The 14,102-nt window shown below is 71.8% G+C and carries 11 protein-coding genes; 8 read left to right on the top strand and 3 right to left on the bottom strand.

The window, feature by feature from the left end:
• Positions 1-282: 282 nt before the first annotated feature.
• Positions 283-1,593 (bottom strand): MFS transporter, encoded by a 1,311-nt coding sequence (locus SGFS_RS26110; RefSeq protein WP_286253890.1) that lies wholly within the window; start codon positions 1,591-1,593, stop codon positions 283-285.
• Between the two features lie 76 nt (positions 1,594-1,669).
• Here SGFS_RS26110 and SGFS_RS26115 point away from each other — a divergent pair, with 76 nt between their 5' ends.
• From SGFS_RS26115 to SGFS_RS26130, 4 genes are all read left to right on the top strand, one after another.
• A complete protein-coding gene (locus SGFS_RS26115) occupies positions 1,670-2,725 on the top strand; it encodes an ArsR family transcriptional regulator (protein WP_286253891.1) in 1,056 nt (351 codons plus the stop codon).
• 112 nt (positions 2,726-2,837) lie between these two features.
• On the top strand, positions 2,838-3,344 hold the full coding sequence (locus SGFS_RS26120; protein ID WP_286253893.1) for a glutathione peroxidase: 507 nt from the start codon (positions 2,838-2,840) through the stop codon (positions 3,342-3,344).
• Between the two features lie 73 nt (positions 3,345-3,417).
• Positions 3,418-4,299, top strand: a complete 882-nt coding sequence (locus SGFS_RS26125; protein ID WP_286253895.1) for a MerR family transcriptional regulator — start codon at positions 3,418-3,420, stop codon at positions 4,297-4,299.
• A gap of 169 nt (positions 4,300-4,468) precedes the next feature.
• Entirely contained in the window at positions 4,469-6,232 is a 1,764-nt protein-coding gene (locus SGFS_RS26130; RefSeq protein WP_434028070.1) for a hypothetical protein, read from the top strand.
• A gap of 223 nt (positions 6,233-6,455) precedes the next feature.
• Here the strand turns inward: SGFS_RS26130 and SGFS_RS26135 are convergent, their stop codons facing one another.
• Positions 6,456-9,140, bottom strand: a complete 2,685-nt coding sequence (locus tag SGFS_RS26135) for a D-alanyl-D-alanine carboxypeptidase (RefSeq protein ID WP_434028071.1) — start codon at positions 9,138-9,140, stop codon at positions 6,456-6,458.
• Positions 9,141-9,698: 558 nt separating this feature from the next.
• On the opposite strand from SGFS_RS26135, the gene SGFS_RS26140 reads away from it, so the two are divergent.
• From SGFS_RS26140 to SGFS_RS26150, 3 genes are all read left to right on the top strand, one after another.
• Entirely contained in the window at positions 9,699-10,457 is a 759-nt protein-coding gene (locus SGFS_RS26140; protein ID WP_286253899.1) for a GOLPH3/VPS74 family protein, read from the top strand.
• A 403-nt stretch (positions 10,458-10,860) separates the two neighbouring features.
• Entirely contained in the window at positions 10,861-11,718 is an 858-nt protein-coding gene (locus tag SGFS_RS26145) for a helix-turn-helix domain-containing protein (protein ID WP_286253901.1), read from the top strand.
• A gap of 228 nt (positions 11,719-11,946) precedes the next feature.
• Positions 11,947-12,138, top strand: coding sequence for a DUF397 domain-containing protein (locus SGFS_RS26150; protein ID WP_286253902.1), 192 nt, complete (start codon positions 11,947-11,949; stop codon positions 12,136-12,138).
• A gap of 171 nt (positions 12,139-12,309) precedes the next feature.
• Here the strand turns inward: SGFS_RS26150 and SGFS_RS26155 are convergent, their stop codons facing one another.
• A complete protein-coding gene (locus SGFS_RS26155) occupies positions 12,310-13,179 on the bottom strand; it encodes a hypothetical protein (protein WP_286253905.1) in 870 nt (289 codons plus the stop codon).
• A gap of 77 nt (positions 13,180-13,256) precedes the next feature.
• Between SGFS_RS26155 and SGFS_RS26160 the strand changes: the two genes are divergently transcribed.
• On the top strand, positions 13,257-14,045 hold the full coding sequence (locus SGFS_RS26160) for an SDR family oxidoreductase (RefSeq protein ID WP_286253906.1): 789 nt from the start codon (positions 13,257-13,259) through the stop codon (positions 14,043-14,045).
• Positions 14,046-14,102 lie beyond the last annotated feature (57 nt).

The following is a 14,102-nucleotide window of genomic DNA, read 5'->3' on the forward strand; positions in this document are numbered from 1 at the left end:
CGGCGGTGCCGACGCGTCATCGAGGAGCCGGACGTCAGCATGGAGGGCCCGCGCGCTCTCCCGCCACGGCATCGGGGATTCCCGGAACAATGCGGCCACCGCTGGCAGCGCGCAAGGTACCGGTTCCTTGCGCGCATCATTCGCAAAACGTGTGGCAGTGAAGGCTTTCGGGGTGAAGTTCCCCGATTTCCGGGCGCCCGTACCGGTGGCGCGCATCATGGAGAGGTCAGGCGCCCTCGGCGCCGAACCTTCCTGTCCGGGAGGTAGTGCCCCTCGTGCCGATCAAGAAGGGGCAGGCCGCTCCCGCTCCCGATCGTGGTGGGCGGGAGCGGTGGGGCCGGACGCGGCGCCCCGTTCCTCGTGGACCGGCTCCCGCAGCCCCGCCGCCCACAACACCACCGTCACCACCAGCGACGCCCCCGCCATCACCGCCATCGCGGCCCCCGGCGAGGTCAGTTGGGCGATCGTGCCCGCCAGCGCCGCGCTCAGTCCCTGGAGCGTGAGCATGCCCGCCGAGTGCAACCCCAGCGCGTGGCCGGTGAGTCGGGACGGTACGAGGGTCAGCAGGAGCTGCTGCTGGATCAGGCTCGCCCCGAAGCCGACCGACGCGAGCGCCGCGCAGACCGCGGCCACGGGCGCCGACGGACGCAGGGCGAAGAGCAGGTACGGGGCGGCCAGGAGCAGCAGCAGAGGTGTGGCCAGGCGGGTGCGCAGCCGGGGCGGAAGCAGTCTGCCGACGGTCAGGTCACCGGCCAGCATGCCGAGTGCCGCGCAGGCGAAGAGCAGGCCCGCGCGCTCGGGGTCGTACGCGACGAACAGGGACTCGCAGCCGACGACCAGGCCGTTGGGGATCCACAGGCCGAGATAGAGGCGGCGGCGCGGGGCGGACGACCACAGGTGGGCGTTCGTCCGCCAGGTCGCGGCGACGGACGGCCGGCCGTCGGCCCGGGGCGGGCGCCTGGTCAGTCCCGCGCGGGAGAGGAGGGCGGCCGCCGCGTACAGGGCGGCCGACACCAGCAGGGTGAGCGTCGGGGAGAGCAGGGCGACGAGGGCGCCGCCGGTCGCGTAGCCGCCGATCTGCATGAAGCCGCTCATCATGTTGAAGAGCGAACGCCCGGGCAGATACGCCTCCTTCGGGAGGATCTCGTTCAGCAGGCCCCAGCGGACGCCGCCACCGAGCGACGCCACCAGCCCCTGGGCCGCGATCACCGCGAACACCGCCCACAGCGGCAGGCCGGGCAGCGCGAGGGTCGCCGTGGCGACGGCGAAGACCAGGGCGAGGCCCGTCGTCGCGGCCCTCGGCGGCAGCCGGTCGGCGGCCGACAGCAGCGTCGTCGCGCCGACGACCTGGGCGAGCGAGGGGCCGAACATGCTGAGCGCCGACAGGAACGGGGAGGAGGTCGCCTCGTAGACGCGGGTGCCCAGGGCAAGCCCGCCGGTCGTCGAGGCGGCGGTCTGGAGGGCGGAGGTCACGAAGAGCGGGGTGAACTCCGGGGTGCGGAAGAGGTCCCGGTAGGCGTGCCCGGAGGACGTGGGCGTGTCTCTGTGCGTGGGCGTGTCTCTGTGCTGGGGCGTGTCTCTGTGCGGGGGCATGCCGTGGACGATCACGCCGTCCGCGGGCCTGCGGCTAATGTTTCGCACCTGCGCGAAACCTGGAGGAAGGGGCGCTGTGGGCTGGTGGCAGGTGAACGCCGACACGCTCGCCGGGAGCCGGTTCGTGGTCTCGCCGCTCGCCGAGACGTTCGCGAGCCTGAAGGTGCTGCACGCGGGCACGGGGGCGCACCCCGGGGAGCACGCCTGGCTGGCCGCCCATCTGCCCGCGTATCGCGCCGAGTTGGCCCGCGCCCCCCTCACCGCGCTGCTCGTCCGCTCCGGCCTCGGCAAGGAGTGGATCGCCGACTTCCTCACGCCCACACCACGCGAGGGCGAGCCCTTCGCCGAGGAGATCGCCCGCGTCCGGCACGCCGACCCGGCCGCCGCCCGCGCCCACCTCACCCTCTCCCTGGCCGGCCCGCTGCCCGCCGCCCTGCACCGCGACGACCTGCCGGCCCGCGCGGCCGACCTCCTGACGTACGTGTGGGAGGAGACCGTACGGCCGTACTGGGCGCGGCGGCGGCGTGTCCTGGAGGCCGATGTCCTCGCCCGTACGGCGCAGCTGGGGCAGGGCGGCTGGGCGGCGGTGCTGGACGCGATGCGGCCGGGGATGCGGTGGCTCGGCGGCAACCGGCTCCAGGTCAACCGGCACGAGTATCCGCCGCGCGAGATCTCCGGGGCCCGGCTGGTGTTCGTGCCGGTCACGCCGCAGCGGGTCGGGTGGGTGGCGTGGGAGGAGCGGGAGCGGTACGCGGTGGTGTACCCGTGCGCCGGGGTCCTCGCGGACGGGGGCGAGGGGACGGTGTCCGCGGCCCTCGGGCCCCTGCTCGGCGAGGCCCGTGCCCGGGTGCTCGTCCTGCTCGACTCCCCCATGAGCACGACCCAGCTGTGCGCGGTGACCGGGCAGGGGCTGGGTTCCGTGGGCCGCCATCTGAGGGTGCTGCTGGACGCGGGGCTGGTGCGGCGGGGCCGGGCGGGGCGGTCGGTGCTGTATGCGCGGACGGCGGCCGGGGAGGTGGTGGTCGCTGCCGGGCGGGGCCGGGACGCTCGGCCGGCCGGGGAATCTTCGCCCGCGCCGCCCCTGCCCCGTCCCATCCCTGGGGCCGAGCCCCCAGACCCCCCGTCGGCCTGAGCGGCCTCGTCCTCGAGCGCCGGACGGGCCGGACATGCCTGAACCCAGCTGGGGAGAGCCGGCGCCAGAGCCCCCCAAGGACCACACCGGTGACCGGAGATAGCATCCGTTTATGACTACAGACAACGCTGCCACCTCCCCCCTGGCCGTCGAGATCGGTGCCCTGAAGGGCGGTTCCGCGGACCTCGCGCAGTACAGCGGCAAGGCCGTGCTCGTGGTGAACGTGGCCTCCAAGTGCGGGCTCACCCCGCAGTACACGGGCCTCGAAGCGCTGCAGGCGCGCTATGCCGAGAAGGGCTTCACCGTGCTCGGTGTGCCCTGCAACCAGTTCCTCGGGCAGGAGCCCGGCTCCGCCGAGGAGATCGCGGAGTTCTGCTCGGCGACGTACGGCGTGACCTTCCCGCTGACCGAGAAGGTCGAGGTCAACGGTGACGGGCGGCACGCGCTGTACGAGCGGCTCGTCGGGCACGCCGACGCCGAGGGGCACACCGGGGACATCCGCTGGAACTTCGAGAAGTTCCTGATAGGCCGGGACGGCTCCGTCGTCGCCCGCTTCTCGCCGCAGACCGAGCCCGAGTCGGCGGAGCTGGTCGCCGCCGTGGAGCAGGCCATCGGCTGAACCTCCGGGGCCGTCGTTGACCTTGCCCCAGGGGCAGGGAGCACCGTCCCTCTCGCCGGGCGGAGGGCGCCCGGTGACGGAGGATGGGCCAGTGGACGTCGACCGGGATCTGCTCACCATCGGTGCCTTCGCCGCACGCTCACGGCTGTCGGCGAAGGCACTGCGGCTGTACGACCGGCTGGGACTGCTCGCGCCGGCGTACGTCGACGAGCTGAACGGCTACCGGTACTACCGCGCCGACCAGGTCGAACGCGCTCGGCTTGTGGCGCTGCTGCGGCAGCTCGACATGCCGCTCGCGCGGATTGCGGAGATCGTCGAACTGGAGGGTGAGCGGGCCGCCGAGCGGCTCGCCGCGTACTGGGCCGAGGCCGAGTCGCGCTTCGCGTCCCAGCGGACCCTCGCCGCCTACCTCCGTGGACGGCTCTCAGGAAGGGATCCCGGAATGGACAGTACGTACGGGACATTCACGGTGGAAACGGTCGAGATGGGCCCGCAGGTGGTGCTGACCGAGGCGCGGCACGCCCTCGCGCACGAGTTGCCGGCGTGGATCGAGGCGTCGCTCGGACGGCTGGAGAAGGGCGCGGCCCTCTGCGGCGGAACGACGGGGGCACCCTTCGTCGTCTACCACTCCGAGGTGTCGATGGAGAGCGACGGCCCCGTCGAGTCGTGTGTGCCGGTGGCGGACGAGAACGCGGCTCGCGCGTGGGCGGCCGAGCACAGTACGGCCCGGGGGACGAAGGTGCGCGTGGAGCCTGCGGGACGGCTCGCCTACACCCGGATCACCAAGGCCCAGGTGGCCCATCCGCAGATCGTCGCGGCCTTCGAGGCGGTCGAGCGGTGGATCGCCGAGCGCGGGCTGACGGTCGTCGGTCCGTGCCGCGAGGTGTACTTCGCGGACTGGGGCGCGGCCGGGCCCGAGGACCCGGTGTGCGACGTGGCGTTTCCCGTCGCGTAGACGTGGCGTTCTGCGTGGCGTAGGGGATTCCCTACGGCCGTAGCGGATCGGACGGGTCCTGTCGGCCAACTGTCGGCGGGTGGTTAGCGTCTACTCCAACATCGGAGGAACGTCTGGTGAGTACCGCACCCGCCCGCCCCGCACGAGTGAACGGAACGGAAGAGCCGCAGTGGCCTTTGCCGAGCTGACCCCGCGCCGCCATGGCTCGCGCGCCGACGAACCCTCGCCGGCGCGCGATCCATGGCGTGAGCGCCACCGAGTCGCCCTGACGACCGCCGCCTGCGCCCTGCCGCTGTACTTCCTGTGGTGGGCGCTCTTCGCGACCGGCGGCGGCGATCTCGCGGCCCAGGTGGCGTGGGCCGAGTTCGCGAAGATGTACCCGGACTCCGCGGTCAACCTGTTCTGGTACGGCGGCCTCCACGCGGCCAACTACAGCGTGCTCTCGCCGTACCTGATGGCGGCGCTCGGCGTCGTAGCGGTCACGCTGCTCTCGGGCCTCTCGGCCTCCTGGCTGGCGGGCGAGGTCGTCACCCGTACGGGCGTACGCAGGCCGTTGGCGCCCGCGCTGGCCGTCACGTTCTCCCTGTGGTGCCAGGTGGTGTCCGGGCGCTCGACGTTCATGCTGGGCACCTCCTTCGCCCTGGGGGCCCTGCTGGCGGTGTTGTCCGGGCGTACCGGGCGGCATCTCGCCGTGGCGGCGGTGTGCGCGACGCTGTCCACGCTGGGCAGCCCCGTCTCCGGGCTGTTCCTCCTCGTGATCGGCGCCGCGTATCTGCTGTCGCGCGAGTGGGGCCGGGCGGTGGCGCTGCTCGTCCCGCCGGTGGCGGTGGTCGCCGTCACCACGCTGCTGTTCCCCTTCGAGGGCGAGCAGCCCATGCCGTTCAGCCGGATATGGCCGCCGGTCGTGCTGTGCGCGGTGGTGGTGCTGACCGCGCCGAGCGCCTGGCGGGTGCTCCGCCTCGGCGCCGCGATCTACGCGCTCGGCGTGGTGCTCTGCTACCTCATCCCCACCCCCATCGGCACGAACGTCGAACGCCTCTCCGAGCTGGCGGCCCCGGCGGCGGTCCTGGCGATCGCCATGTACCGCGGCGAGATGCGCGCGGACGACTCCGCCCGGCTCCCCCTGTCCTGGTTCACGCCCCGGCGGCGCAAGGTGGCCTGCGCCGTGGCCATGGCCCTCGCCCTGAGCTGGCTGACCGGCAAGACGACCGCCGACATCGTCACCAACACCGAGGTGCCCGAGTGGGCGGTCAAGACCGACGGCGTGGTGAACGAACTCCAGCGGCTCGGGGCCTGGAAGACCCGCGTCGAGGTGGTGCCGGCCCGCGACCACCGCGAGGCCGCGATCCTCGCGCCGTACATCAACATGGCGCGCGGCTGGAACCGCCAGGCCGACGTCGAGCGCGGCCGCCTCTTCTACGAGGGCCACGGCGGGACCGAGGTGCCCGAGGGCGGCTTCTCCGCGACGGCGTACAAGGCCTGGCTGTCCCAGTGGGCGGTCGGCTTCGTCGTCCTCGTCAACGGCGAGCCGGACGGGCCCGCCAAGCTCGAACACGCCCTGGTGAGCAGCGAGCCGGACTATCTCCAGCGGGTCTGGGAGGACGCGAACTGGAAGATCTACCGGGTGAAGAACGCGACGCCGCTGGTCGACAAGCCCGCGTCCGTCGTCAGCGCCGACGGGGCCAACCTGGTGATCCGCATGCCGAAGCCCGGCGAGGTCATCGTCCGCGTCGCCTACTCCCCCTGGCTGTGGGCCGACAACGGCTGTCTCACCGCCGACCGCGAGTCCGACGGCGAGATCACGGAGTTCACCCGCCTGACGGTCCACGAGGCGGGCGACGTCCGCATCAGCTCGGCGTACGGCGGCCCGTCCAGCAAGACGGCACTGGAGTGCGAGAAGGAGGAGGAGCAGCAGCAGCAGGGGGAGCAGTGAGCGGGCCGCGCCCCGAGCTTGTCAGGGGCGCGGGGAGCTGCCTCTTCAGGGGCGCGGGGAACTGCGCGAACAACCACGACGTACTCGCACCCGCCGACGCACGAAACCCCCCGAGCTCACAGGCGCAAGCAGGCGGGGTGGAAGGGGCGGCAGCCCCTGGGGGATGGGACGGGTAGGGGCGGCGGGGGCGAGAAAGCCCCCGCCGCCCCCGGCACCCCTCCGCTCAGCTCACCCGGGTGACCTTCGCCGGGAACCCCGGCTCGGTGAGCGCGCTCTTCAGCGCGACCGGCACCTCGACCCCGTCGCCCGACCCGTCACCGACCGCCAGCGAGCCGACCTTCGTGCCGGCCTTCGCCGCGTGCGGGATCGTCTTGACCGCGTCCAGCTTCAGCTCGACGGTCTCACCCGCCCAGCCGATCGCGGACACGTCCTTGGTGACGACGACCGGCGTACGGCCGCCGAGCCCGTCGTCGACGTATCCGACGACATCGCCCTTCTTCAGGATCGTGCTGGCGATCAGCGCGTCCTGGGCGGCGAGCATGGCCGTCTTGCTGACCGCGTTGACCGTGTCGATGATCGGCGGCGTGTGCTGGCCGAGGACCGCGCCGACGACGGTGACCGTCTCGCCGCCGACCTCCTTGTTCGCCGCGAAGAGCAGATTGCCGCCGGCGGCCGTGGTGGAGCCCGTCTTGATGCCGATGGCGCCGTCGAACGGGACGAGCGTGTTGTAGTTGCGCCACTTCTGGCCGGAGGGGTCTTTCCACTCGGGCAGCTTGGTGATGTCCACCAGTGCCTGGATCTTCACCAGCTCATTGCCCAGCTTGACCTGGTCCGCGGCCGTGGAGACCGTCGTCTCCTTCAGCCCGGACGGGTCGGTGTACTTCGTGTTGGTCATGCCGAGCTCCTTGGCGGCGGCGTTCATCTTCTTGACGAACGCCTCCTCGGAGCCGTTGCTGTCCCAGCGGGCCAGGAGCCGTGCGATGTTGTTCGCGGACGGAATCATGATGGCCGCGATCGCGTCGTACTGGGAGAGCTTGTCGCCCTCCTTGACGGTGTTGAGCGTGGACTCGCCGTCCTTGTCGTAACCGCCCTCGGTCTCGCCCTTCGCGTCGACCTCGATCGTCGCGCCCTTCTCGCCGGACTTCATCGGGTGGTCCTTGAGAATGACGTACGCCGTCATGGCCTTGGCGACCGAGCCGATGGCGACGGGCTTCTGCTCGCCGAAGGTGTCCATCGTGCCGATGCCGTTCACATCCATCGCACCCTGCCCCTCGCCCGGCCACGGCAGGGACACCTTCTCGCCCTTGAAGGCGTAGGACTCGTCGGCGGTCAGCGCGAGCGTGGGCGCCGGGAGCGGGCGTACAGCCTGTACGACTGCAAAGACGATCACCAGGAGCGCGACCAGCGGGGTCCAGATCTTGACCCTGCGGATGATCGTGCGGACCGGGGTCTGGCGGGGCGGCGGAGTGTTCGTCAGCTCGGCGAGCAGGTCCAGCGGCGGCTTGGGCGGCAGCGGCTGCTGCGTGGTCCGCTCCGGGCCGACCTGGGGGATGGCACGGGTGGCTTCGGCCGGGCTGATCCCGACGCCTCCCTTGGGCGCGGGCGCGTCGGGGGCTCCGGCCGCCGCCCAGGAGGGCGTGGAGCGGGCCGGGGGCTCATCCAGCGGCTTGAGCGCGACGAACTTACTGGCCCGCTCGGCGTCGGCCTTGGGGGCGGACGGCCCGTCGTCGGCCTTCGGGGTGGACGGCTTGGCGTCGGCCTTCGGGGCGGGCGGCTTGGCGTCGCCCAGCTTGAGCATGGTGGTGGGCTGGTCGACGGCGGGCGGCTTGGCGTCGCCCGCCGGGTCGGACGGCTCGGCGTCGGCCTTCGAGGCGGACGGCCCGTCGTCATCCTTCGGGGCGGACGGCTCGGCGTCGGCCTTCGAGGCGGACGGCCCGTCGTCGGCCTTCTGGGCGGGCGGCTTGGCGTCGCCCAGCTTGAGCATGGTGGTGGGCTGGTCGACGGCGGGCGGCCGGGGCGCCTTGAAAACGGCGGTCGGCTGATCCACGGCAGGCTCCTCGGCTCCGCCGTCGTCAGCAGCTTCCTTCCCACCCGGGCGGCTTTCGTCGGCGACTGCGGGTGGCCCGGCCGGGGCGTCCCCGTCGTCGACGCCCGTCGGCTCACCGGCTGCCGCCTCGGAGCCGGCGTGGTCACGGGCTCCGCCCGACTCGTCGACGTCCCGGGCGGAGCCGGCGCTCCCACCGGCGGCATCCGCCTCGTCGGCGTCCGGGCGGGAGTCGGCGACACGCGACACCTCGCCGGCTTCGCGAGCGGAACCGGGCTCGGGGCCGGAACCGGGCTCGGAGCCGGAACCGCCACCCCTCGACGCCGCTACCGCTCCGCGAGAGGCCTCGGCAGTCTCGCCGGGCTCGGGAGCGGCATCGGCATCGGCTGCCGGGGCGGAGTCCACGTCCGAGGTCGCGACAGCCTCGGCTGCCCGTGCCCCGTCGGCTTCCGGCGCGTCATCGGCGGCACGCGACACACCGGGTTCCGCGGCGGAGCCCGCCTCCGACTCCGGGGCGGTGTCGGTGTCGCCGCTCCCGGGCTCGTCGTTCTCCGGAGCGGACTCGGCACCCGAGCGGTCGGCGGAGCCGGAGCCTACCTCGCCCTTGGCGCCCACGCCCTCGTCGACCTCCGACTCGGCGTCAGCCTCTGCCGCAGCTGCGGAGACTCGTGCCGCGGGGGCGGCATCCGTCCCAGAGTGAGCGGCGCCCGGCAGGCGCCGGCCGGCGACACCTTCCGCCGCCTCGCCCCCGGGCTCCGTCTCGCCGTCACCGGCCGCGTCGGTGTCCACAGCGGCCTCAGGCTCGCCGTCAGCACCCAGCCCGGGCTCGAGGCCGGGCTCGAGACCGGTCTCGGCCTCATCCACGACGCCGACGTCCGACCCTGAACCGTTCCCGCCCGAGCTCGCCCCTCGCGGAGCCTCCTCGGCAGCCTCGGCAGCCGCATCCCCCAGCAAGGCCCGCCGGGAGAACACCGCCGTCGACTGATCCGCCTTCGGCGCCGAATCCCGCGCCACCGCCAGCCGAGGATCCACAGACGCCGAACCGGAAGCCGAAGCCGCACCGGAGGACTCGGCCGCGTCCGGAACCGCCCCCCGGTTCCCCGACGTCGACCCCGTCGACGACTCGTACCGCTTCGACCTGTCGGGGGACGTGCCCGCCACCGATGCCTCCTCCCGCGCGCCGCCCGCCCTCGGGCACGCGCCCTACCGAACCGTGAAACCGTATGCCCCCGTCGCCCGGACACCGCCACGGCGCAACCGTGCCGCTGTCCGAACCATGTACCAGTGTCCTGTGTGCGGGCTTAACCCCTGCGGTAGACGAGAACGACATAGCTACCGGTTCCACTACATTCCGGTCACGCACCCTCGACAGACCAATGTGAGAGGGGTCACCCTGTCTTTCATCCACGCGGGGAGGCATGGATGGGCAGGAGCCGCAGAACACTTCCGGAGGAGCTTCTGTTGCTGGCGTTGGACCCGACCACGGGTACCACCGCACAGCCGCAGTCGCTCGACCTCGGTCTGGCCGGAGCACAGCTAGTGGAGCTGGCGCTGGCCGGACGGATAGCCCCAGACGGGGATCGTATCGCCGTGGTAGCCCCACGGCCGACTGGAGATCCAACACTGGACCACGCTTTGGAATTGCTGCGCCGACGCGGCGCTCCGGTGCGCGCGGTGCACTGGATCGGCGGGCCCCGACTGGGGCTGCGCCAGACCTACCTGTCACACCTGGAGCGCTGCGGCATGGTGCATGCCGTCGCGGGCCAGATGTGCGGGGTGCTGCCGACGACGCGCTATCAGGCGACGGACACGGCCATCAGCCGGGAGATCAGGTCCCGGCTGGATTCAGCGATCCGCACCGGCGTACCGCCGGACCCGCGGACGGCCGCGCTCGCCGCCCTGGCCCACGCCGTGGGCCTCGGCAAACACCTGTACCCGGGGAACGAGGGACGCTCGTCCCGCTCCCGGCTGCGGGACCTGATCCGGCACGACCCCATGGGCGGCCTGGTGGCCCACGCCGTCATGGACGTGCAGAACGGCGTGGCCGCACAGCCACGCCGCAGCCCGGCACCGGCCGGCCGCCAGGCCGCCCCCGGCGCCAGGCCACCCGCACCGGAACCCTCGCGCGGAGTTCCGATGCAGCCACGCCGCGGCTCCATGGCACGCGTCGTGGCGCACTGAGCCACCGCGGCGCCGATCCACCGCGCCGTCGCTCCACTGATCCATTGCTCCACACGCACCGTCAGTACCGAGCCACGCCAAGGGACACAAGGACCGGTTCGGGAGCCGCCGGCTCGCGCGGGGCGGTGAGGCCTATGCCCTCGCCGCCCCGCGCGACCGCATTTCCGGCCCACCCCGGCAGGGACCTCGCCGAGACGGGCAGAGATCCGGCAGATACGGCAGGGATTCGGCAGATATCCGGCAGGGATCCCGCCGAGATCCCTCCACGGCGGAAAAACACCGGCGCAACAGGCGCGTACCCAGCGCATATCCGCCGTTTTCCAGCGGTAGTAAGCACCTTGGTGGCAATCTGCTCGACAGCAGATAAGCAAACCAGAGGCCCGCAGCCGGAGGTGCACGTCCCGTGGCGTCCAATGTCAATCCCACCGTCCGGCGCCGCCGGTTGGGCCAGGAGTTGCGCAAACTCCGCGAGGACAAGGGCATGACGGCCGAACAGGTCGCCGACCGCCTGCTCGTCTCCCAGTCGAAGATCAGCCGCCTGGAGAACGGCCGCCGCAGCATCAGCCAGCGCGACGTGCGCGACCTGTGCGGTGTCTACGAGGTCGAGGACCAGCGCATCGTCGACTCACTGATGCAGATGGCCAAGGACTCGCGCCAGCAAGGCTGGTGGCACGCCTTCGGCGACGTCCCGTACAGCGTCTACATCGGCCTGGAGACCGACGCGGCGAGCCTTCGGGTGTTCGCGCCGCAGGTCATTCCGGGACTGCTCCAGACCCGCGCCTACGCCGAGGCCGTCATCACGGGCGCCCTGCCGGAGACATCGACGACGGAGATCGAGAAACGGGTCCAAGTGCGCATGCGGCGGCAGGATCGTGTCTCCGCCGAGGAGAATCCGCTGCGCCTGTGGACGGTGCTGGACGAAGCCGCCCTGCGCCGCGTCGTCGGCAGCCGCTCCCTCATGCGCGAGCAACTGGAACACCTCGTCGAGATGTCACAACTGCCCCATGTGACCATGCAGATCCTGCCGTTCGGAGTGGGGGCGCACCCCGGCCTCAACGGCCAGTACTCCATCCTCGAATTCCCCGACACGGCGGACTCGAGCGTCGTGTACATCGAGGGCGTCACCAGCGACCTGTACCTGGAGAAGCCCCACGACGTCCAGAACTACAGCGTGATGTACGAGCACTTGCGGGCGCAGGCCCTGAACGCGGACCAGACCCTCCGGTTCATCCTGGACGCCGCCAAGGAATACGCCCGCTGAGTGACTCCTGAGCAAGGGGGCGGCGGAAGATACACCATTCACACACTTCAAGGGAAGACTCTTCCTGAATATGCCACCCGCACGGGTGAACAGTCGCTTCGACAGCCGAGGTTGGCGAGTAGCGTCGATCACGCCAGGAAGTAACGGTCTTGGCGAAAACCGAACCGTGGGTTCCCGACGGAGTTCACGGCGCGGCGACAGTTCAGCGACGAACCGCCCGGAGCAAAAATGGCAATTCAGCAAGGCACCACGGACAGGTGGGTCAAATCTTCGTACTCCATCGGGAACGGTGAATGCGTCGAGGTCAAGTCACCCGTCCCCGCCACCCTCGGCGTCCGCGACTCCAAGGTCCCCGAGGGACCGGCCCTGGCCTTCCCCGCCGACGCGTGGAACGTCTTCGTGGCATCGATCAAGGCGTAAGGCGCGACACCCTCAAGTCCACAACGGACAGCTCCACAACGGAGGGCTCCGCAACGGAGAGCTCCACAATCGACAACCTCACAAGCACCACCGACAGAGCCCTCTCGACTGGCCCGCCGTCCCGGCCGAGGGGGCTCGGCCTCTGTTCAGGCGGCGCGGGGTGCGACGCGGTCAGCGCAGCCGGTCCACATACCTGTCCGTCCCCGGCACCGTGGGGATGAAGGGCGCCAGCAACTCCAGCCTCCCCAGGCCGCCCGCGGCGGAGCCGCCCAGGGACGCGGCGGCCAGCTCCTCCCCCAGACCCGCGAACCATGCCTCCCAGCACTCGCGCGGGTCGGTCTCCAGGAACCACAGCAGGGTGAGCCGGGTGTCGACGCCCTCGACCTGCTTCACGTACGACATCCGGTCGAGGGGCAGCGGCGTCGGCCGGAACACCGTGACCATGGCCGCCGGTGAACCGGCGAGCCGCTTGGGCAGATGGCGCCCCCTCAGCCACTCCAGCAGCTCCTCCCGCTGCTCCGGCCCTTCGGTGTCCACGACCTCCAGCACCAAGCCCGCGTACGGATGGTCGAGGGCGTGGAAGTCACGGGGCCCGGCGGCCCCGTCGCGGTACACGGTCACCTCGCGGTCCTGGAAGGCCGTGAACACGTGCGTACGGTCCTGGTAGACCCGTGCGTCGCGATTCAGCCGCTTGTTGATGGCGACGGTCCACCTCATGTGGTCGTCGTAGCGGCCGTCGGTGATCCAGTACGTGGAGAGGTAGCAGCCGGCGGTGACCGGCTGGGCGATGGCCGACTTCTCGGGCGTACGCAGGAGTTGGAGGTCGCGCGTGGCCACCCAGCGGCGGCCGGCGTACATCCAGGGCATGGCCATCGCGCCCGCGTAGTAGTGGTCGTCCTCGTACCAGCGGTTGTACGCGTACTCGTGGCCGGGATGCGGCTCGACCATCGTGATCAGGGCGTGGCCGGGACGTACGCCGTACGGGCCGACGGCGGCCAGTTCGGCGTACGTGTCGCTGTCGCTGCGGGTCTCCTCGCTCATTCCCTTCCCCTTCCTGGGCGGCTCGCCCATACTCTGACGCCCCGTCAGATATTGCGCCAGAGCCAGGGAGGCCATCGATGTCACTGCTCTCGGGAAAGACGGTCGTCGTGTCGGGGGTCGGCGCCGGGCTCGGCGGGCGGGTCGCGGAGGCGGTCGTACGGGACGGCGGGAACGCCGTGCTCGGGGCGCGCACGGAGGCGAACCTCGCCAAGGCCGCGGCCGATGTGGACCCGGGCGGGACGCGTACGGCGTACCGGGCGACCGACATCACCGACGAGGCGCAGTGCGAGGCGCTGGCGACGCTGGCGCGGCAGCGGTTCGGGGCGATCGACGCCGTGGTGCATGTGGCCGCCTGGGACAGCTACTTCGGCGGCCTGGAGGACGCGGACTTCGCGACCTGGCAGTCGGTCCTGGACGTGAACCTGCTGGGCACGCTGCGGATGACCCGCGCGTGTCTGCCGGCGCTGAAGGAGGGGGGCGGCGGGTCGGTGGTCGCCATCGGCACACAGTCGGCGGTGGCCGCGCCCTCACAGGTGCGGCAGGCGGCGTACGCGGCGTCGAAGGGGGCGCTGACGAGCGCGATGTACTCGCTGGCGCGTGAGCTGGGCCCGTACCGGATACGGGTCAACACCGTGCTGCCGGGCTGGATGTGGGGGCCGCCGGTGGAGGCGTACGTCCGCTTCACCGCGCTCACCGAGGGCGTACCGGAGGCCGAGGTGCTGGCGCGCCTCACCGAGCGCATGGCGCTGCCCGAACTGGCCACGGACGGGGATGTCGCGGACGCGGTGGTGTTCCTTGCCTCGGACCGGGCGAGGGCGATCACCGGCCAGTCGCTGCTGGTGAACGCGGGCGAGCTGATGCGCTGAACCGGCCCGCCGACCTGGCCCGTCGCCTCATGCGGCGGGCCCCTTTTTCGGCCATTC

It is taken from the genome of Streptomyces graminofaciens, assembly GCF_030294945.1.
In the GTDB taxonomy this organism is placed as follows: Bacteria; Actinomycetota; Actinomycetes; order Streptomycetales; family Streptomycetaceae; genus Streptomyces; species Streptomyces graminofaciens.